This is a genomic window from Rhizobium aouanii, from assembly GCF_037002925.1.
GTDB lineage: Bacteria > Pseudomonadota > Alphaproteobacteria > Rhizobiales > Rhizobiaceae > Rhizobium > Rhizobium aouanii.
Window position 1 is genome coordinate 42,251 of the sequence record NZ_JBAMYD010000016.1, and the last position, 18,336, is coordinate 60,586.

The window sequence follows — 18,336 nt, forward strand, 5'->3', positions numbered from 1 at the left end:
CCGGAAGCAAGCCGGCTCATTCTTCCCATTTGATCTTGTTCGGACCGGGCAACTTCAGCCGGTAGCCGACCGGCAGAAGTTGAAAATCGAAGCGGCGCTCGATTTCGCCCCAAAGGCCGCGCGGCAGGTAGAGCGAGAATATCAAGGCCGTGGCGCCGAGGCCGATCAGATACCAGACGCCGGCGCCGCCGAAGACGGTCTCGATCACGAAGAACAGGATGGCGCCGAGGATCGCGCCTTCGAACTTGCCGATCCCGCCGACCAGCACCATGAAGATCATGTAGGCCGTCCATTGGACGCTGAAATAGGTCTTCGGCTGGAAGGTGGTGGCGGTCGCCAGCCACAGGCCTCCGGCGACGGCGATGCCGAAGGCGGCGAGCACGAAGAGCAGCCTCTTGGTTGCGATCACGCGCACGCCGACCGAGGTTGCCGCCTCCTCATTGTCGCGGATCGCCTGCATGGCCGCACCGGCGCGGCTGCGCATCAGCATGAAGAGAGCGCCGAGCAGGGCGGCCATGGCTATCAAGGCGAGCCAGTAGATCGTTGCCCGCCGCGTCGCGCCGTCATAGACGTTGAGCGAGATCAGCGAGGTTCCCGTTTCTCCCTGGATCAGCCGGTCGAGGTTGACCAGCAGGTGGGCGAGTGTGGCTATGACCCACATGCCGATCGCGAACTCGCCGCCCTTCAGGCGCAGCATGAACAGCGAAAGCGGGATCGACAGCGCGGCGGTCACGACCGCGGCGGCAAACAGCGCCACGAAAGGATTGAGCCCCGCATCCGCCAGCCGGATGGTGAAATAGGCGCCGAGGCCGAAGAACACCTGCTGGCCGACCGAGACCAGCCCGCCGAAACCGGCAAGCGCATTCCACATGGCGGCAAGGATCACGTAGATGAAGAGGGCCGTCATCCGGTCGATCGCGCCGGCGCCGAGCACGGCGGGGGCAAACATCAGCAGCGCGAGCACCGCGGCCATGCAGCCGAGCGCCACCCGCGACGCCTTCGTCCAGCGTTCTATCGATATTCCGTTGGAGGCAAGGGTCGCGTTGGGGCTCATGTCGGGCTCCGGAGACGGGTACGCAGTTTGAGGGAGGCGGCAAGTTTGTCGAGAGCCGGCATGCCGAACCGGGATAACCTGACGAAAAGCACCAGCAGGAACACGGCGTGGCCGCCGATCAGGAAGCCTTGCGGATGCAATTGGGCGCCGAGCGATTGGGCAAGACCGAGTACGATGCCGCCGGCAAGTGTGCCCCATAGCGATCCCGCTCCGCCGATGACGGCCGCCTCGAAGGCGAAGAGAAGCTGCGGGCCGCCGGAATAGGCGCTGAAGGTTGCCCGCATCCCGAGAAAAGCACCGGCGATCCCGACCGTGACCATGGTGATCGCGGTGGCGACGGCGTTTACCCTGCGGGCGTCGATGCCGACCAACCCGGCCGTATCGGGATCTTCCGCCGTGGCGCGGATCGCGCGACCAAGGGCAAAGCGGCTCAGGAAGAACTGCAGCCCGCCGAGAATAAGGACTGCCGTCACCATCATCATGACGGCAAGCTTGCCGACGTAGATGTGGCCCGGCAGTTGCCAGGATGCATAGGACAGGTTGCCGATGAACGGCGCGAGCGAGCGGGTGTCGGCGCCGAACTGCTCGAACAGCAGGTTGTCGATGACGATCGACAGGCCGAAGGTCGTCAGGATCGGTAGCAGCGTGCCGCCGCGGGCGCTGCGCTCCAGAATGAAGCGCTGCAACAGCCAGCCGGCGGCCGCCATGACCGGCAGCACGATCAGCAGGCCGGCGAAAGGTGGAATGCCGGCTTTGGCGGCGAGCAGCCACAACCCGTAAGCAGCTGCGACCGCCAGGCTGCCATGGGCGAGATTGATGATGCGCATGACCGAGAACATGAAGGACAGTCCGCAGGCGATGACGGCGTAGTAGCCGCCGAGCAGAATGCCCTGGAGCAGGGTGTTGATCACGATGCGCTCCTTTCGCCTGATGTCCGGTGCAATCCGAAATAGGCCTGGGTGACATGTTCGCGCGTGACGGCCGCCGCCGGCCGGTCGAGGACGATGCGCCCTTCCAGCATGCAGATGACACGGCTTGCGACGCTCATGGCGCGGGCGAGATCCTGCTCGACGAGCACGATGGTCGTTCCCGAGGTGAGCAGTGCCTGCAGTTGGGCATAGACGCGATCGACGACCAGAGGCGAAAGCCCGAGCGAGACCTCGTCCAGGAGAAGAATATCGGGATTGCTCATCAACGCCCGGCCGATGGCGGTCGCCTGCTGTTCCCCGCCCGAGAGATGTCCTGTTTTGGCGTGGCGGCGGGGTTTCAGGTTCGGAAAAGCGTCGAGGATGCGGTCGATGGTCCACTCGCCCTTGCGGCCGGAGCTCTTTCCGAGAAGCAGGTTCTCTTCCACCGTCATCTGCGAAAACAGGCGCCGGCCTTCCGGCACCAGGGCGATGCCCTTGGCGATCCGCTTGTGGGACGGGACGGCGGCCAGATCTTCGTCGTCAAGAAGGACGCTGCCGGAGGATGGCAGATGGGCGCCGGCGATCGATCTGAGCAGCGTCGTCTTGCCGGCGCCATTTGCGCCGACCAGCGCCAGAACCTCGCCCTTGGCAAGATCGAAACTGACGCCGCGCACCGCCTGGAGCAGGCCGTGGCGGACGTCGAGGTCGCGGATGGAGAGAAGGCTCATGCGGGTGTCCCTCCGAGATAGGCCTTGACCACTTCCGCATCGCTCATGACCGTTTTCGGTTCGCCATCGGCGATGATCCTGCCGGCATCCATGCAGATCAGCCGTTCGGCCACCTGCAGCAGGATATGAACGATATGCTCGATCCAGACGATGCCGATGCCGCGGCGGCGCAGTTCGAGGATGGTTTCCACGAGCTCGCTCGCCTCGCCATCGGTCAGGCCGCCGCCGATCTCGTCGAGCAGCATCAGCCTCGGCTGCGTGGCAAGCGCACGGGCAAGCTCCAGGCGTTTGCGGTCCAGAAGGCCGAGCGTGTCGGCGGGGCGGTTGGCGACGCCAAGCATGCCGCAGAGCGAAAGCGAATCCACCACGCGCTCATAGGCCTCGTCACGGCTTGCGGCATTGCCGTGCGATGCGGCGACGAAGACATTTTCGAAGGTCGTCATACCGCCGAAGGGCTTGGGAATCTGATGGGTCCGGACGAGCCCGGACCGGCAGCGTTCCGCCGCCGTCCGGCGCGTGACGTCGACGCCGTCGAAGGTGATGCTTCCTTCATTCGGCGGGAAGGCGCCGGCGAGCACGCTGAGCAGGGTCGTCTTGCCAGCGCCGTTCGGTCCGACAATGCCGATCGCTTCGCCATCGCCCATGGAAAAATCCAGATTCTCCAGCACCAGCAGCGCGCCGAACCGCTTGTGGATCCCCTTGGCCGAGAGAAAGGCTCCCCCCGGCCGTCTTTGAGCTTCCCGCTGCAGCACTGTGCGTTACCCGTTGTAAGCTGTGAGCTTGGCGCCGACCGGAACATTGGGGTCGGTGGCGTTTTCGGTGACGACGTAGTCGAGCGCGAATTTCGAGCCCTCCGGCGCTTTCACCCATTGCGTGCCGATGATCGGTCCGGGAGAGACGTTGGCGACGGGACCGCTGGTGAAATCGACCTTGCCGGCGATCGTGGTGGTCTTCAGCGTGCTGATCGCCTTGGCGACGGCCTCTTTGCTCTTGACGTCGGCGCTGGCCTTCAGCGCATCGAAGCCGGCGTCGAGAAGCGCAAGGCTGGCGCCGAGCTGCTGGGTCCACTGCTTGCCGCTGGCCGTTTCGTAGCCATCGGCAAGTTCGGTGCCGGAGACGCCCGTCAGCGTGGATTTGTAGGGGAAGGCCTTGTGCCAGTAAGCGGCGCTGCCGATGTTCAGGCCGAGGTCGCCGAGCGCCTCGATGTCGGACGGAAACAGGCCGGTCTTGGCGATCTGGCAGATCTTGATCTGCTGGGTGAGGCCCTGCTGCGCGGCCTGACGCCAGAACGCGGCGAAGTCAGGCGGTATCGGGAAGGAGTTGAAAATCTCCACGCCCTCCTGCCTGAAGAGAGCGATCTGCGCGGTAAAGTCGGTGGTTCCGGTTTCATAGGCTCCGGGATCGACGATGGTGAAGCCGGCCTTGGAAAGTGCCGGCGCCAGATGGGTGCGGATTGCATTGCCGTCTGCGTCGTTCGGATACATGACGCCGACCTTCTTGTTGGTCTCGATCAGGTTCCACTGCGAAACATAGGCCTTGTGGAACTCTTCGACGCCGAAGCCGAAATGGTAAGTCCATTTGAACGGCGAGGGCGCGCCCGGCTTGGCGCCACGGCCGAAATACCAGGCTTCCCAGGGCATGACCGTCGAGAGGCAGGGAATGCCTGATGCTTCGCAGGCATCGGCCACCGGATTGATGGTTTCGGGCGTCGAGACGGCGAGCATCAGGTCGATCGCCTGGTTGTTGATCAGGTCCTTCGCCAGCTGGCCGGCGCGCGACGGATCGGACTGGGTGTCCTGGTCGAGAATCTCAACCTTCCATGTCTTGCCGCCCGCCTGCAGGCCGTTCGCCAGCGCCTTGCGCGCCAGTTCCAGCACATAGCCGTCCGTCTCGCCGAAGCCGCCGAGAGGGCCTGTGCGCGGGCTGATGAAGCCGACCTTCAACGTATCGCTGCTCTGAGCAAAGACCGTGCGGCCGGTAAGCGCCAGCGCCGCACCGCCCGCGACTGTCGATGCGATGAAAGAGCGGCGGCTCAGCGATGCCGCATTGATTTTTCCGCTGCGGAAAATGCCGTTCATGAAATCATTCCTCCCTCTTGATCGGGCCTCCCAGCCCGTTCCCATTGTTCATTTCGGCCGATCTATTCAGATCGGGTAGTGTCGTTTTCCCGAGGCCATGGTGATCCATCTGAGCTCGGTGAATTCATCGATCGCGGCTTTGCCGCCGAAGCGGCCGTAGCCGCTTGATTTGACGCCGCCGAACGGCATTTGCGGCTCGTCGGAAACTGTGGATTCGTTGATGTGGCAGATGCCGGATTCGAGCCGCATGGCGACGGCAAGTGCTGCATTGACGTCGGCGCTGAAAACGGCGGCCGACAGCCCGTATTCGTTGTCGTTGGCAACCGTCACGGCCTCGTCGATGCTGCCGACCCGGACGATCGCCGCGACCGGTCCAAAGCTCTCCTCGCGATAGATGCGCATGGCAGGCGTCACGTGATCGATGACGGTCGCGTCCATCAGCGTGCCGTTGGCCTGGCCGCCGCAGACGAGGACCGCGCCCTTCTGCAGGGCATCATCGACGAGCGACCGGACACGCCGGACGGCCTCAGTGTTGATCAGCGTGCCGAGCGGCGTGTTGCCGTCCCTGGGATTGCCGGCGACGAGGGTTGCGGCCTTCCTCCGGAACTTGCCGACGAAGCCGTCGGCGATCTCGTCCATCAGGATGATCCGCTCGGTCGACATGCAGATCTGGCCCTGGTTCATGAAGGCGCCGAAGGCGGCAGCGCGCACGGCCTCGTCAATATCGGCGTCGGCAAGGACGATGAACGGCGCCTTACCGCCGAGTTCGAGCAGGCAGCGCTTGAGATGCCTTGCGGCGGATTCGGCAATGATCCTGCCGACACGGGTGGAGCCGGTGAAGTTGATGCGGCGCACCGCGGGATGGGCGACCAGCGCGTCGACGACGGCGGCGGCATCGTTCGGTGCATTGGAAACGACATTGACGACGCCGCGCGGAAAACCGGCGTCACACAGGATGTCGCCGATCAGGCCATGGGTTTTCGGGCAGAGTTCGGAGGCCTTGAGGACGACGGTGTTGCCGCAGGCAAGCGGCATGGCGACGGCGCGGGTGCCGAGGATAACAGGTGCGTTCCAGGGCGCGATGCCGACGCAGACGCCTGCCGGCTGGCGGACGGCCATGGCGAGGCTTCCCGGAATGCCTGAAGGAATGAGCTCGCCCGATATTTGCGTGGTCATCGCCGCCGCTTCCCGAAGAATATCCGCGCCGAGCCCGCAATTGATCGCCGCCCATTGGGCGGTGGCGCCGGTTTCGCCAGTCATGGCGGCAATAAGTTCGGGCGTGCGGGCTTCGAGGATGTCGGCTGCGGCATTCAGAAGCCTGCGCCGTTCGCCCGGGCCGGTCTGCGACCAGTCCGGAAAGGCGGCTGCTGCCGCATTGGCTGCCCTTGTCATGTCGGCAACGGATCCCGCTGAGGCGATCGTTGCGATATCGCCGGTCAACGGATCGATGCGTTCGAAGGTGGCCCCTTCGGAAGCATCCATCGCCTCGTTGTTGATCATCAGCTTTGCCGAAAACACTGTTCCACCCATTCCTCACGCGTTGGTTCCACGTGATGACGCTTGCATTGTTGCCATGGGAGAAAACGAGCGGACGCGGCGCCATGAGGGCGACCTGACCGTTCCTGTATCTGTTTGAAGTGCCTCCTCCCAAAGGCTGATGGAGAAAAGGTTACGCCGATCTGGCGCGGATGGAATGCGATTTATCGGGTTAATATTGTAATTATCCGGTGATATCAGCATTGTTTGACTTGGGGAGCGGAGGAAAAGCATTGGCGACGGACGGAGGGATTCATCACTATGCCAGGGGCGAGTGGCACGCTCCCTCGCTGTCGCACCGGCGCATCCGTTTTCAGAAAGGGCTGTATGCCGATTTCCATCACTTCCTCCTGCTCGGGGAGGGGAGTGGGGAGCTTCATTTCGACAATGGCGAACATCGGCCGCTGCACGGACCGCTGCTTGCCTTCCTGCCGCCGCAGGCGCGATGCGACCTGTCGATATCAGCCGGAACTGCGGCTCATCTGGTCGGCGCTTCGCCGCAGATCATGGTCGATGCGATCGGCGACAAGGTGGAATCCTATTCGCTGCGCATCTTCACCGAGCAGCGCAAACTGGTCGAGGCATTGGATCCTCCGCTGGTGGCCGAAATCAGCCCGCTTATCTCCGGCTTCGTGCGGGAATTGGGCGACCCCTCCCGCTCCTCCTGGATGGTCGCATCCGCCTATATCAGGCTCATCCTGATGGTGCTTTGGCGCGGTTCCGATGGCGAGAGAAGCGAGCAGCGCGGGCAGGGCGAAGTGGGATCGATCCTGCAGCGATATCGGCAACTGGTCGAGGCCGGTTTCCGCCAGCACCGGACGATCAGCGACTATGCCAAAGAACTGGGCGTCACGGCCGACCGGCTGCATTCCACCTGTCAAAGAGCGCTCGGCCGCTCGCCGATCCAGCTCCTGCACGAGCGTGTGGTGCAGGAGGCAAAGCTGAGATTGGAGCGGTCGGCCCGCAATATCCAGGAAATCTCCGACAGCCTCGGCTTTCGCGACCCGACCTATTTCAGCCATTTCTTCAAGCGCAAGACCGGACTTTCCCCCGCCGGCTACCGCGAGATCGCGCGGGCTTCGGCCGGCTCGGAAAACAGTATGCTGTCCTCGGGTTATGCGGATTGGCCTTAGGTTCGAGGCATTGATCAGAGCAATGGCTTGCCAATCTTGGGTCACACAATCATGCTGCCGGAATCGCAAGCCGCGTAGGACTGCCATGCGCCAGGAGCAGTCGTTGCCCCGGCTTGAAGGAATGACCGATTTGGGGCCGACGGCGGACCGTCCGCTGCGAGGACACCTAGCACGAAAGCGGACATGCGAGGCCTAGGCGCAAAGGTCCGGGACGCCCGGAGCAGTCGTAGACCACGAGTATGACGTACGGCTCGATTTGGCGCTCATCGCGGACGTCGCGCACCGACGCCTTCTCGACGCGAGCTAACCGGAAGTTCGCGTAACGACGGTGCCTCTCGCTTTCACAGGGAGGGGCCATGGGGTGATCAATTTCCAAGCCAAGAGCCCGTAGGTCTTTGCGCCTAATGTCGGTCGTTTGGGCTGGCTTCAACAGATCCTGAAAGCGGACACGCCAACGATAAAGCCAAGATGCAGGAGATGCTCTCGTTGCCTGCTGCTTGTGACCGGAAGCAGCGGCATGGCGTTGAAAGCGGCCGGCTTCCTATCGGCGCGTTGCGGACGAGGGTGATGACGCTTCGCTCCACGCGTCCTAACCTTCAACCTTCTGCCAGACGGAGACATGTTTATCGCTGACCTGCGTGAACAGCTCCTTTTTCCAGCCGCCCCAACGCTCCTTGAGCCTTAAACCAGCCAGTCGCGCCATAAGGTCGAATTCAGCTGGCCAGGCATAACGAAACGGTACTGAGAATCGCTCATAGCTTCCGTCACGGAGCCAGATGTGATGGGACGAGAAATTCTGGTTCACCACGTCGTACTCGTCGACGCCCCAATGCGTTTCGCCGTGGTCGAACGCCAGGATCGTCTCGCCGACCGGCAGCCGCTGAAGCGGTGGCACGCTGACCTCAATCAGGAAGTGTCCACCAGGTTCGAGATGCGCGGCTGCGTTCCGGAAGCAGGCGAGCTGAGCGTCCTGCGATGTCAGGTTGTTTATCGTATTGAAAACCAGGTAGACGAGTGAGAACCGTCTCGCGACATCCGTCGTTACCATATCGCCGATCGCTACCGAGATCTCCGCGCCTCCTTCTTTAGCGCGAAGGCGAGACACCATCGGCCTCGAAAGCTCGATGCCCTCCACCTGCACCCCTTTCCGCGCGAGAGGAAGTGCGATACGTCCGGTTCCGATCGCGAATTCCAAGGCGCGCCCGCCTCCTTCGAGCTCGGCCAGGAGATCAACGGCCGGCTCGATCACCTCTGGCGCAGAGATGCCTTTATCATCATCGTAGGTCGCAGCGATCTTCTCGTCGAAAAGCCCGTCATCATGCATTCTGTCTGCCTCTCTGGTAACGCTTGTTTCAAGACCGACAGCGCTATCGCGTTGACCGCGGCTTCGTGGACATCGCATTAATTCGTGAGCCGTCGCGAAAGGGATCAGCGAGGGCTTCCACCCATCCGCTCGGGGCATGGGATTCCCTGCAGGCAAGCGCATCCATGGCGGCGGCCGGTGATCTGTTTCGCCGCTCGCTGGCTGCGACGGTGCCAGTCCAAGCGAACTCGCGAATATCGCGACGCGCAATACCTATGTCCGCCAGATCACGATCCGATAGTCGGTGCAGTGCGTGTTCGGTCTCGCTCCGTTGCCACCAGCCCACAACGACGGAGGCTCCGAACCTCAAAGCTGGTAGCTTCGTCAGAACGCCGCGGGCAAGGCGCTCTGGGATTTCGGCTATTTGGAATTCCAGTGTCATGACCTTCGTCCAAGTTGTGCTGAGTTAATGCCAACCTAGTGAATTGCCGTCAGACGTGTTATCGGCAGTCTGACAAATTATGTCTCTGAGCCGCCATGATTGCCCGCGACAACCTGATCAACGTTCATTTGCCGGAAGAGGGATTCGGAGATTATCCGCATACCGCTGTCGCTCAGGGCGGAGCAGAGCCCGCCGGGCGGACCTACGTTTTTCATACGCACCACCGGGCGCAGCTTTTCCAGATCGTGCGGGGTTCGCTGAGGCTGGAGACGGAGCGGGGTTACTTCATCATCCCGCCCGAACGCGCCGTGTTCGTGCCGTCCGGGGTCCTCCACGAGGTGACCTACCTGCAGGAGACGGAGCGCAGCTATCTCTTTTTCCGCCCCGACGCGGTGGCGAGCCTGTCACCGGAAGTCTCCGTGATCGGTACGACGCGGCTCCTGCGCGAGCTAATCCTGGCGTTTCTGGAAATACCTCGCGCGGATGCGGGCAGCCTCCGCGCCGAACGACTTGTGGCAGTCATTCTCGACCAGCTCCAGACGAGTCCGGTCGCACCGTTGTCTCTCCCGTTGCCGGCATCCGAACGCTTCCGGGACATCGCCGCAGACATGCGGAATGAGCCGGGCGCAGATTGGCCCCTCGATAAGCTTGCGTCACGTGCGGCCATGTCCCCACGTAGCTTCCAGCGTCACTTCCAATCTGAGACAGGGATGAGTTTCCGCGCCTGGCGACAGCAGGCGAAACTGCTGAAATCGGTGGAGTGGCTCGCCGGTGGCCGAAGCGTCGGCGACATCGCTTTTGCACTCGGCTACTCAGGCCCCAGCGCCTTCATCGCGGTTTTTCGGGCGGCCTTCGGTGCCTCTCCCGGAAAATACTTCCAAGACACGCCTCTGGAGCTGTGATTCACCGGATGCCCGGCGCGGCTTACCGCGTAAGTCTGCCTTCTTGGCCTCGCTCTCCAGAACCTGCCAGTCTCCTTCCGGCCCCATTTTGGTCATCGCCAACCCCTTCGACATGACCGCTTTGGCGCATTCTTGCCATCAATGTCGTAGCGGCATTTTTTGGAATGGCCAATCGAGCTTGGTCAATGTGCGAGGAAAACACCGCTTACCGTAGGTCGATGGACGAACGGGCTTTTTGCAGCGGATTGCCGTCACGAAAGGGCGGCGGTTGAACGATTGCAGTCTATCCAGACGATTTCGACGGGCGTCGCCGAAAGAGCTGATCCCAGATGTCGTACCCCGCCGGGACAATCCCGATCAGCAGTGCAGCGGCCAAATCGAACCGTGGAACAAACGCCAGGATGACCGCGCAGAACGCGACAAGCGTCACGAATGCAAATATCGCAAAAAACCGGCTTCTGTTCATCGGTCTATCCTTTCGGAATTGGCCAGACACTGCGTCATCTCTGTACTCCATAGAGTAGATTCGGCAGCATGTAGACGATGCTCGGGAACAGATAGATGACCACCATGCAGAGAATGACGATCAACATATACGGCATCATGCCGCGGAAGATGTCGGTCAGTTTGACATGCGGAGGCGAGACGCCCTTCAAGTAGTATGCCGACATCGCCATGGGTGGTGATAGGAAGGCCGTCTGCAGGTTGATTGCCACGAGGATACCGAAGAACAGCGGATCGATTCCGAAATGCGGCAGCAGCGGAATGAAGATCGGGATGAAGATGACGATGATTTCAGTCCATTCCAGAGGCCAGCCGAGAATGAAGATGATGATCTGGGCCAGGATCAGGAACATCAGCGGCGACATGTCCAGGCCGGTCACGAAGTCACTGATGAACTGTTGGCCCCCGAGATAGGCGAATACCGATGCGAAGGTCGCCGAACCGACGAACAACCAGCAGACCATCGCGGTCGTTCGCGCCGTCAGATACACCGACTCCTTCAGTCGCTGCCAGGTCAGCGCCCGATAGGCCGCAGCAAGCGCCAGTCCCCCCAATGCGCCGATTGCGGCGGCTTCCGACGGCGTTGCCAGGCCAAAGAGAATGGCGCCCAGCACCGCAAGAATCAGAAAGGCGAGCGGCGCGAAGGATGTAAGCATCATCCAGGCGAGTTGGACCGGCGTGTGCTCGCCCACATCTTCTTTCGTTGGCCGCGGCGCCAGTTGCGGCTGCAGAATTGCTCGCACCACGACATAGATGAGATAAAACCCGGCTAGGGCGAGGCCGGGCAGGAGCGCCGCCGCATACATTCGGACAACCGAGATCCCGGAGGTGGCCGCATAGACGATCAGCAGGATGGAAGGCGGGATCAGGATCCCGAGCGTGCCGCCCGCGCAGATCACGCCCGTCGCGTAGCGCACGTCATACTTTGCCTTCAGCATCGCTGGTAGGGCGAGCAGTCCCATCAACGTCACCACGGCCCCGACGATGCCGGTTGCCGTGGCAAAGAGTGTGCAGGTGACCAGGGCGGCGACCGCCATCGAGCCGGGCACCCGGCGCGTGACGCTGAATAGCGTCGAGAACAGCCGATCGACGATGTTGGCTCGCTCGACGATGTAGCCCATGAACAGGAACAGCGGGATAGCCGTCAGCACGTCGTTCTGGATGACCGAGTAGGTCTGGTTGACGAACAGATCGAAGATCCGGTTGTTGAAGAAACCGCCGATCCAGGTCTGCGCCAGTGTAGCGGCATCGCCGCCGGATTCGAGCGCGCGGTCATAGCCGCGCCACATGCGGCCGGCATCGTAATAGGCATAGTATCCGAAGCCGACACCCAGAGCCATCAAAGTGAACGCCACCGGAAAGCCGAGGAAGATGGTGAGGATCAGGATGAGGAGCATCCCGACGGCGATATGTGCATCCGTCATTGAGCGTCCCGATCCCGTGGTTCACGTCCAGCGTCAAGTTCCCGCGACGGAAGGAAACCCTCGTCCTCGGACTTGAGCACGTCCAGGCTTTTTGTTTCCAGTAGTACCTTTTCCAGTTCTTCGACATCTTCGGCCTGCTTCGGCCATTCGCCCGTCCTTATGCAGAGAATGCAGCGGAAGACCTGCGCCACGCCCTGCAGGAACAGGAGAATGCCGGCGGCGACGATCACGGCCTTGAACTGGAAGATCGGCACACCGGCGGGACTGTTGGAACTGACCTCCAGGTAGCCCCAACTGCGTGCGGCATATTTCCAGCCCGAGAACACAAGCGCGGTTATACCGGGAAAGAAAAAGATGAAGTACAACACCAGTTCCAGCCTGGCCTGCGTGCGAGGTTTCCAGAGCCGGTAGATGAAGTCGCCGCGCACATGGCCATCACGCGAGAGGGTATACGCTCCCGCCATCATGAAGATCGTTCCATAGAGCATGTAGCTCAGATCGAAGGCCCAGGGGGTCGGCGCGCGAAAGAGGTAGCGTGCAACAACCTCATAGCCGACGCCGAAGGCCATGATGAGTATCCCCCACGCGAACATCTTGCCGAACCACGCCGACAAATCGTCGGCGAATGCAATGTAACGGAGCATGCAAGCGCCTCCCTAACCTCGATGAGGGACGAGGCCCGGAAATACCGGGCCTTCACCATCTATTTTCCGAGGTTCAATTTTCCGGGGAAATAGTGCTCATAGGCGAGTGCGAGATCGGCGGAGTTCATCAATTCGTAGTACACGACCCTCTCCACCCACTGCCGCTGACTGTCGAGCACCTTCTTCATGAACGCATCCGCTTCAAGCGTGGGGATGATCGCATCCCAGGCCTTCAGTTGCGCATCCAGAATTTCCTTTGGAGTGCGGTGCACGGTCACGCCATGTTCGGCCTGGAGCTTTCGAAGGTCGCTTGAATAGTTGTCCATCGCGGACGCTGTATTCGCCGTGCTTGCTGCCTCCACGCCATATTCCAGGATCGCCTGCAGATCGTCGGGAAGGTCGTCAAACACATCCTTGTTGAAGAGGAACTCGAAAGATTCGCTCGCTTGATGGTAGGACGACAGCATGTAGTTCTTGGCGACATCCTGCGAACCAAACCGTAGGTCAGAGGAGGGATTGTTGAACTCGAAGGCGTCGATGACACCTCGCTCCATTGCCGGCACGATCTCGCCGCCCGGAAGTTGAGCGACGCTCATGCCCATATTCTGCATGAGATCGGCGGCGAGCCCGACCGTGCGATATTTGAGGCCGTTGACGTCGTTCACGGTCGCGACCTGGTTCTTGAACCAGCCGAACGGCTGCGCGGGCATCGGGAAGCCATAGAAGCCGTAAAGGTTCAGCCCCATGATGTCCTGGGTGAGTTCTCGGTAGAGATCCTTGCCGCCACCTTGATGGAACCATCCGAGCATGGTGGTTGCGCTGCCGCCAAATACCGGCCCGGTTCCGAAGAGGGAAGCTGCCTTGTGCTTTCCGTACCAATAGACGGGAACGGTGTGGGCTGCGTCGATCACGCCATCGTTGACGCCGTCGAGCACCTGAAACGCGCCGACGACCGTACCGGCAGGCATTAGTTCGAACTTCAGGCGTCCGCCGGACATTCGTTCGACCCGTTGGACGTACTGGCGGGCAAAATCCATCCAGATGTCCGACGCGGGCCAGGATGTTTGCATTTTAATGACGGTGGGTGCCTGGGCCAGCACGGCCGGGGCGGCAAGAGCCCCAACTGCGGTTACTCCAACGAGCGTAGAGGCTCCCAGCAACTCTCGACGCGATACTGCCTTCTTGTTCATTGTTCTTCCTCCCTGGATTGTTGTCGAATTCTCCCTACTCAACAACCGATTGTTCTCATTTGTCAATTATGCACACTTTTTGCAATTCTGACAGTCGTTCAAGTGTTGTTGATGGCAGCTTGGGGCTGTGGTCCAACGGCCAAGGCACAAGTACCGCTGCTCCGGGTTGTCCGGACTACCTCAGCTTAGAAAGAAAACGCTGCTTTCGCCCGTCGACGATGAACTGGAGCCATGTGCTCGTTCTTGATCGCCTTCGTCCCCAAGTCGATTAAGCCGATGACCGAGAAGAGGCGCGAAGCTGCCGAACACTGATTGCCCAATGAAAGTCCACAAAGGGCCGTTAGCGGAAACCGCTCAAGTTGGCTTGACCTCGAAGACCAACCTCACGATAGCGCAAAAATCCTGACCTCTCTCCCGATGCCCTGAAGCTCCGCCATCCGGGAGGCGCTGGTCGACGTCGAGTGTGTCGGTCCGATAGATGTCGCGGAAGCTCTGGTTCGTCAGCAGACGCTTGGCTGTCAGAAAAGCCCGCCTGCGGCCCAAGAGGTCGTTAACGTTCTCTCGCAGCATTGTGGGGATGGACCGTACCATCCGATCGAGGCCGAGCTACTCACTTATGAGTGACGGCCATAGGCCTATGCAGAAATCCGCCTCTAATCCTGCAGAGTGGCACCACTATCTTGTCCTTCATCGACGGTCGTGGAGATCGAACCGGCGGCCCACGGCATCCTGATGTGGCATGCCAGCCCCGAAGATCATTTTAAGGCCGGAGACAGCAAGACTACACATCAGAATGGAGACGACATCATGAAACTGTTCGCTACGACTGCCATAGCGATAAGCTTCCTCGCCTCGGCGGCCGCATACGCCGAGACCACCCAGATCATGCCAGCTGGATCACGGCCTTCCTTGAAAGGGCCTGAAGCAAATTTCACCGGATCGGCGATAGTCAATCCGCTGTATTCCCAAAATGAGCATACGGGGAACACGGGCGGCCTCGTGACCTTTGAGCCTGGCGCCCGTTCCGCCTGGCATACGCATCCCGCAGGACAGGTCCTCATCGTCACCTCAGGTACGGGCTGGGTTCAGGAAGAAGGTGGCGAGAAGCGGGTGATCCGCGCAGGCGATGTGATCTGGACGCCGCCCGGAGTAAAGCACTGGCATGGAGCGACGGACAAGAACGATGTCAGCCATATCGCTATCACCAACATGAAGGACGGCAAGGGAGTCGACTGGATGGAAAAGGTAACCGACGAGCAGTACCTGAATTGACGTAGACTAGGCCTCCCGGCCGGGAAGCCCCGGCCGAGGGCTCGCGGCTTGAGCACGTTGCGTTCCAGCCTGGTGGAACTGGCCTGCTATTTCGTTGGGTATTCTGTCGAATCGGGGGGACGTCAGTCAGGCGGCTACCGCTGATCTTCAGGGGCCGGTCTGCGGAGGGGCAGAAGGGCACGGGGTGATCGGTTCGTCGAACCTTCAGCCGGCTTCCTCTCGCTATTTTGCGCAAGCCAGGCGAGTTCATTACTTAGCACGGCGAAGCCCAAGCTGTCTGCGATCAGCGAGCCCTGTCGATTTTGACAGTAACTTTACCAGGTCTGTCAAAAATCGACACGCCGCCCTGCACCTGACCCAAGATTACAATACCCGGCTGCGGCACACGGCCGTCACGGTAGTAGATGACGAAGTCGCCAGAGCTCCACAAACCAAGTGTGCCGGCGGAGAATTCGCGCTGACGAGGAGCGGTCGGCAATCCTGTAGGCAGATCGCCCGTCTTTTCCTGACGCAGATGATCGTCCATCTCGATCGTCAACGGCAGCATTCCGGAAAGGGCGCGAGCGGCGGCATTGTCAGCCAGTTCGGCGGAAACATTGCCCCATTCGGACGAGATCAAAATACGGTCCTGCGCCAAGGCGGATCCTCCAAGGTTGAGCGTTAGAAGGGCTGCGCCAAATATTCTACCTTTGGTCTGCCTCATGTCTGAACTTTCGTTGTGGGAGTACGAGTCTGGGTGAACGATCTCAGGCAGACCATGGCGTAGTGGGAGGCCACGCCCACGCCTGCCATCACAGTTGTCCAATGCACAAAAAAAGGCGTCACTGAGCTGGTGAAATCCCAGAATTCCAGGCTGTAGCCGAACATCAGCTTGGTCGACACGCCAAGAACGGCAAAGCTCCAGGCGCCAAAGCCCAGAAGGAGCACGGCAACCAGTCGCAAAATAACGGCTCTGATCCAGGACGGCGAAAGCCTGAAGGCTGTTCTTGCCGTGGCCATCACACGCGTCCAATGGCTACCGACATGGACGGCGATGATTATCATCACCCAATAGGCAGAAAACCAGTGGAGCTCGATAACGCTGACATTGTCCGTGAACTGGACGAAGCTCAGTACGGAACGAGAGATCAGCACACTGGTCACCACCAGCACCGCCATGGTGATCGCAAGCCACGCATGTGTGATCAAGATCACCCAGCGACGAACATCGTAACGGCCGCTCCGGAACGTTAAAAACCAGCGCCCGTTCATAGTCAGGTGCCAAGCGAGAAGCCCGAACATGGCTGTGCCAAAGATCTCGTGCGGGCCGTTGTCGAGCCACCAGTATGCGAGCGCCAGCATAAGCAGCGCGCCCATGCTAGCGGGAAGAAGAAGGCGATCGGTCACCAATCGAAGCATTGCAATACCTCTTCGAAGTCAGAGCGGGTCATCGTCGGCAATGGCGCCGGTCAACGTGAACATGAACTGCTCGGACTGACGCGATCGGTGGCAGGAGTAGCAACGCGCGACATTCTCGTCTGCTTTGACGGTCCGATCTGGCCAGAACCACTGGTATTCCCATTGATCTGCACCGGCACCAATCTTCTGTGCCACGAGATAACGCGCCAGCACGTCGCTCTGATAGTCGACGAGAACCATATGGGTGCCTGTCGGAACAGGTTGCCCGGCTTTAAGCGCCGAAAGAGCGGCTGGGCTGGTCAGCATATGCTCGCGCGTGATCCCGCGTCGAACCGTCGTGTAATGCTCAAGCTGTTCGAGAGGCGGGAAGGTAACCGAGTTGGATGCCGCAAGCGCTGAGGTCGGTGACAGGTCGATTTCGGCAAAGATGTAGCCTGCCAGAACGACCGCGAGCGGGGCAACCATCAAGCCGGACCAGCGAAAAAGTTTCATTGTCTTCATCCTTTCAAGTCGTACGTGGAAGGCGGCACGACCCTTCGCTTCGGCCACCGCCACAGGAGCGGCCGACTGTCTAACGGGATCAGCCGAGATGATTGCCAAGACGAGGCTGGCGCCAAACGAAGCGTCCGGACGTTCCTTTTGCTTCTCGCTTTCAGACGAGGTGCTGATCGAAGAAGCCCTTCAGCTTGTCGAAGGGGATCAGGTCGACGCGATCATAAAGATCGACATGGCCCGCATCCTTGACCCAGACGAGCTCCTTCGGCTCCGAAGCCCGGTTGTAGGCGTCCTGGCTGAATTCTTTCGAGTGGGCTTGGTCGCCGGAGATGAAGAGCATCGGGCGGGGCGAGATCGTCTCGATGTCGTTGAACGGATAGAAGTTCATGAATTTGACGCTGCTGCTCAGCGTCGGCTTCGTCGTCGTCTCTCTGGCAACGCCTGCAGGGGTGAACTCGCCGCGAGACGTCCGGTAGAAGTCGTAAAACTCGCGCTGTACCGGATCTGTATCTGCCGTCAGTTCGAGCGTAGTGCCGCCTATATAGTTGACGCCTGCACCGTCAGCTTCCGCCCATCGCTGTTCAGCGGCAGCAGCGATGAATTGCTTGCGCTGTTCGACCGTCTGCGACTTGTTAAGCGCATCCCGGAAGGCTGCACCCATGTCATACATGCTCACCGTGGCGATGGCCTTGATGCGGGGATCGATCTTGGCAGCGCTGATAACGAAGCTGCCGCTCCCGCATATACCGATCACACCGATATTATGACGGTCAACGAAAGAACTCGAGCCGAGGAAATCGACACCGGCGCTGAACGCCTCTGCATAGGCTTCGGGAGATACGAGGTTGCGTGGCTGGCCTTCGCTGTCCCCCCAGAAAGGCAGATCGATGGACATTGCGACAAAGCCCTGTTCCGCCATTTTGGTGGCGTAGAGGTTGGCGCTCTGTTCCTTTACCGCCCCCATCGGGTGACCGACAACGATAGCGGGGATTTTCTTGGTCCGGTCGAGGCCGTTAGGGAGGTGGAGGTTGCCGGCGACAAATGTTTGGTACTGGGTTTTGAAGGTGACCTTGTGACGGGTCACCTTGTCACTGGTGTAGAAATTCGCTGCTCCGTTCGACATGTCTTGAGCCTTTGTCATTGTCGTATCGAACAATGACATCGCCCCAAGTGCCGCGACGCTGGCGCCCGTCATCTTGAGCAGGTGGCGGCGATCAATGCCGGTTTTCGGGGTTTGTGCGTCGTTTTGGACTTGGTTGGTCATCTGCATGTCTCCTTGAGTGGTGATGCGATGGAAATTCTTCCGCATGGAATGCCCGCGGATC

At 60.6% G+C, this 18,336-nt stretch carries 19 protein-coding genes and 1 pseudogene; 3 read left to right on the forward strand and 17 right to left on the reverse strand.

Annotated elements, in window-relative coordinates:
* Nucleotides 1–16 precede the first annotated feature (16 nt).
* The 6 genes from V8P77_RS25505 to V8P77_RS25530 all read right to left on the reverse strand — a co-directional run bounded on the left by V8P77_RS25505 (nt 17) and on the right by V8P77_RS25530 (nt 6,298).
* Complete coding sequence (locus tag V8P77_RS25505) at nt 17–1,054, reverse strand: branched-chain amino acid ABC transporter permease (protein WP_335914733.1); 1,038 nt, start codon at nt 1,052–1,054, stop codon at nt 17–19.
* On the reverse strand, nt 1,051–1,965 hold the full coding sequence (locus V8P77_RS25510; protein WP_335914734.1) for a branched-chain amino acid ABC transporter permease: 915 nt from the start codon (nt 1,963–1,965) through the stop codon (nt 1,051–1,053). Before V8P77_RS25510 ends, V8P77_RS25505 begins: the two co-directional genes overlap by 4 nt.
* Nucleotides 1,962–2,690 (reverse strand): ABC transporter ATP-binding protein, encoded by a 729-nt coding sequence (locus tag V8P77_RS25515; protein ID WP_335914735.1) that lies wholly within the window; start codon nt 2,688–2,690, stop codon nt 1,962–1,964. The genes V8P77_RS25510 and V8P77_RS25515 overlap by 4 nt, the downstream gene beginning before the upstream one ends.
* Nucleotides 2,687–3,442: an ABC transporter ATP-binding protein gene (locus V8P77_RS25520; RefSeq protein WP_335914736.1), complete on the reverse strand. Its 756-nt coding sequence runs from the start codon at nt 3,440–3,442 to the stop codon at nt 2,687–2,689. The genes V8P77_RS25515 and V8P77_RS25520 overlap by 4 nt, the downstream gene beginning before the upstream one ends.
* 6 nt (nt 3,443–3,448) lie before the next feature.
* Nucleotides 3,449–4,768, reverse strand: coding sequence for an ABC transporter substrate-binding protein (locus tag V8P77_RS25525; protein WP_335914737.1), 1,320 nt, complete (start codon nt 4,766–4,768; stop codon nt 3,449–3,451).
* A gap of 66 nt (nt 4,769–4,834) precedes the next feature.
* Nucleotides 4,835–6,298, reverse strand: coding sequence for an aldehyde dehydrogenase (locus V8P77_RS25530; protein WP_335914738.1), 1,464 nt, complete (start codon nt 6,296–6,298; stop codon nt 4,835–4,837).
* Between the two features lie 239 nt (nt 6,299–6,537).
* Here V8P77_RS25530 and V8P77_RS25535 point away from each other — a divergent pair, with 239 nt between their 5' ends.
* Nucleotides 6,538–7,437 (forward strand): helix-turn-helix transcriptional regulator, encoded by a 900-nt coding sequence (locus V8P77_RS25535; RefSeq protein WP_168285944.1) that lies wholly within the window; start codon nt 6,538–6,540, stop codon nt 7,435–7,437.
* 589 nt (nt 7,438–8,026) lie between these two features.
* Here the strand turns inward: V8P77_RS25535 and V8P77_RS25540 are convergent.
* Both V8P77_RS25540 and V8P77_RS25545 read right to left on the reverse strand, forming a co-directional pair.
* Nucleotides 8,027–8,761 (reverse strand): class I SAM-dependent DNA methyltransferase, encoded by a 735-nt coding sequence (locus tag V8P77_RS25540; protein WP_335914739.1) that lies wholly within the window; start codon nt 8,759–8,761, stop codon nt 8,027–8,029.
* Between the two features lie 43 nt (nt 8,762–8,804).
* Complete coding sequence (locus V8P77_RS25545) at nt 8,805–9,182, reverse strand: DUF1127 domain-containing protein (protein ID WP_335914740.1); 378 nt, start codon at nt 9,180–9,182, stop codon at nt 8,805–8,807.
* A 95-nt stretch (nt 9,183–9,277) separates the two neighbouring features.
* Here V8P77_RS25545 and V8P77_RS25550 point away from each other — a divergent pair, with 95 nt between their 5' ends.
* The gene (locus V8P77_RS25550; RefSeq protein WP_335914741.1) at nt 9,278–10,084 is read left to right on the forward strand and encodes an AraC family transcriptional regulator; all 807 of its coding nucleotides are present in this window, start codon (nt 9,278–9,280) and stop codon (nt 10,082–10,084) included.
* Between the two features lie 283 nt (nt 10,085–10,367).
* Here V8P77_RS25550 and V8P77_RS25555 read toward each other — a convergent pair whose 3' ends face one another.
* The 5 genes and pseudogenes from V8P77_RS25555 to V8P77_RS25575 all read right to left on the reverse strand — a co-directional run.
* Nucleotides 10,368–10,550, reverse strand: a complete 183-nt coding sequence (locus V8P77_RS25555) for a hypothetical protein (protein ID WP_025397033.1) — start codon at nt 10,548–10,550, stop codon at nt 10,368–10,370.
* 34 nt (nt 10,551–10,584) lie between these two features.
* Nucleotides 10,585–12,012, reverse strand: coding sequence for a TRAP transporter large permease (locus V8P77_RS25560; protein WP_025397034.1), 1,428 nt, complete (start codon nt 12,010–12,012; stop codon nt 10,585–10,587).
* A complete protein-coding gene (locus tag V8P77_RS25565) occupies nt 12,009–12,656 on the reverse strand; it encodes a TRAP transporter small permease subunit (RefSeq protein ID WP_168281180.1) in 648 nt (215 codons plus the stop codon). Before V8P77_RS25565 ends, V8P77_RS25560 begins: the two co-directional genes overlap by 4 nt.
* Before the next feature lie 59 nt (nt 12,657–12,715).
* The gene (locus V8P77_RS25570) at nt 12,716–13,846 is read right to left on the reverse strand and encodes a TRAP transporter substrate-binding protein (RefSeq protein ID WP_168327074.1); all 1,131 of its coding nucleotides are present in this window, start codon (nt 13,844–13,846) and stop codon (nt 12,716–12,718) included.
* A 441-nt stretch (nt 13,847–14,287) separates the two neighbouring features.
* Nucleotides 14,288–14,425 (reverse strand): annotated as a pseudogene (locus V8P77_RS25575) (DUF5939 domain-containing protein); the annotation flags it as partial.
* Nucleotides 14,426–14,650: 225 nt separating this feature from the next.
* Here V8P77_RS25575 and V8P77_RS25580 point away from each other — a divergent pair.
* Entirely contained in the window at nt 14,651–15,118 is a 468-nt protein-coding gene (locus V8P77_RS25580; RefSeq protein ID WP_335914907.1) for a (R)-mandelonitrile lyase, read from the forward strand.
* Nucleotides 15,119–15,401: 283 nt separating this feature from the next.
* Here V8P77_RS25580 and V8P77_RS25585 read toward each other — a convergent pair whose 3' ends face one another.
* The 4 genes from V8P77_RS25585 to V8P77_RS25600 all read right to left on the reverse strand — a co-directional run bounded on the left by V8P77_RS25585 (nt 15,402) and on the right by V8P77_RS25600 (nt 18,281).
* Nucleotides 15,402–15,755 carry a cyclophilin-like fold protein gene (locus V8P77_RS25585; RefSeq protein ID WP_335914742.1) on the reverse strand — a complete coding sequence of 118 codons (354 nt, stop codon included), beginning with the start codon at nt 15,753–15,755 and terminating at the stop codon, nt 15,402–15,404.
* Nucleotides 15,756–15,817: 62 nt separating this feature from the next.
* Nucleotides 15,818–16,516, reverse strand: a complete 699-nt coding sequence (locus tag V8P77_RS25590; protein WP_335914743.1) for a hypothetical protein — start codon at nt 16,514–16,516, stop codon at nt 15,818–15,820.
* Between the two features lie 18 nt (nt 16,517–16,534).
* Nucleotides 16,535–17,008, reverse strand: a complete 474-nt coding sequence (locus tag V8P77_RS25595; RefSeq protein WP_335914744.1) for a cytochrome P460 family protein — start codon at nt 17,006–17,008, stop codon at nt 16,535–16,537.
* A 160-nt stretch (nt 17,009–17,168) separates the two neighbouring features.
* Complete coding sequence (locus V8P77_RS25600; protein WP_335914745.1) at nt 17,169–18,281, reverse strand: alpha/beta hydrolase; 1,113 nt, start codon at nt 18,279–18,281, stop codon at nt 17,169–17,171.
* Nucleotides 18,282–18,336 lie beyond the last annotated feature (55 nt).

Coding starts and splice junctions, on each gene's coding strand:
- V8P77_RS25560 (WP_025397034.1), bottom strand. CDS start 12,012: ATGACGGATGCACATATCGCCGTCGGGATGCTCCTCATCCTGATCCTC.
- V8P77_RS25545 (WP_335914740.1), bottom strand. CDS start 9,182: ATGACACTGGAATTCCAAATAGCCGAAATCCCAGAGCGCCTTGCCCGC.
- V8P77_RS25550 (WP_335914741.1), top strand. CDS start 9,278: ATGATTGCCCGCGACAACCTGATCAACGTTCATTTGCCGGAAGAGGGA.
- V8P77_RS25525 (WP_335914737.1), bottom strand. CDS start 4,768: ATGAACGGCATTTTCCGCAGCGGAAAAATCAATGCGGCATCGCTGAGC.
- V8P77_RS25570 (WP_168327074.1), bottom strand. CDS start 13,846: ATGAACAAGAAGGCAGTATCGCGTCGAGAGTTGCTGGGAGCCTCTACG.
- V8P77_RS25540 (WP_335914739.1), bottom strand. CDS start 8,761: ATGCATGATGACGGGCTTTTCGACGAGAAGATCGCTGCGACCTACGAT.
- V8P77_RS25515 (WP_335914735.1), bottom strand. CDS start 2,690: ATGAGCCTTCTCTCCATCCGCGACCTCGACGTCCGCCACGGCCTGCTC.
- V8P77_RS25555 (WP_025397033.1), bottom strand. CDS start 10,550: ATGAACAGAAGCCGGTTTTTTGCGATATTTGCATTCGTGACGCTTGTC.
- V8P77_RS25590 (WP_335914743.1), bottom strand. CDS start 16,516: ATGCTTCGATTGGTGACCGATCGCCTTCTTCTTCCCGCTAGCATGGGC.
- V8P77_RS25600 (WP_335914745.1), bottom strand. CDS start 18,281: ATGCAGATGACCAACCAAGTCCAAAACGACGCACAAACCCCGAAAACC.
- V8P77_RS25530 (WP_335914738.1), bottom strand. CDS start 6,298: ATGGGTGGAACAGTGTTTTCGGCAAAGCTGATGATCAACAACGAGGCG.
- V8P77_RS25505 (WP_335914733.1), bottom strand. CDS start 1,054: ATGAGCCCCAACGCGACCCTTGCCTCCAACGGAATATCGATAGAACGC.
- V8P77_RS25595 (WP_335914744.1), bottom strand. CDS start 17,008: ATGAAACTTTTTCGCTGGTCCGGCTTGATGGTTGCCCCGCTCGCGGTC.
- V8P77_RS25565 (WP_168281180.1), bottom strand. CDS start 12,656: ATGCTCCGTTACATTGCATTCGCCGACGATTTGTCGGCGTGGTTCGGC.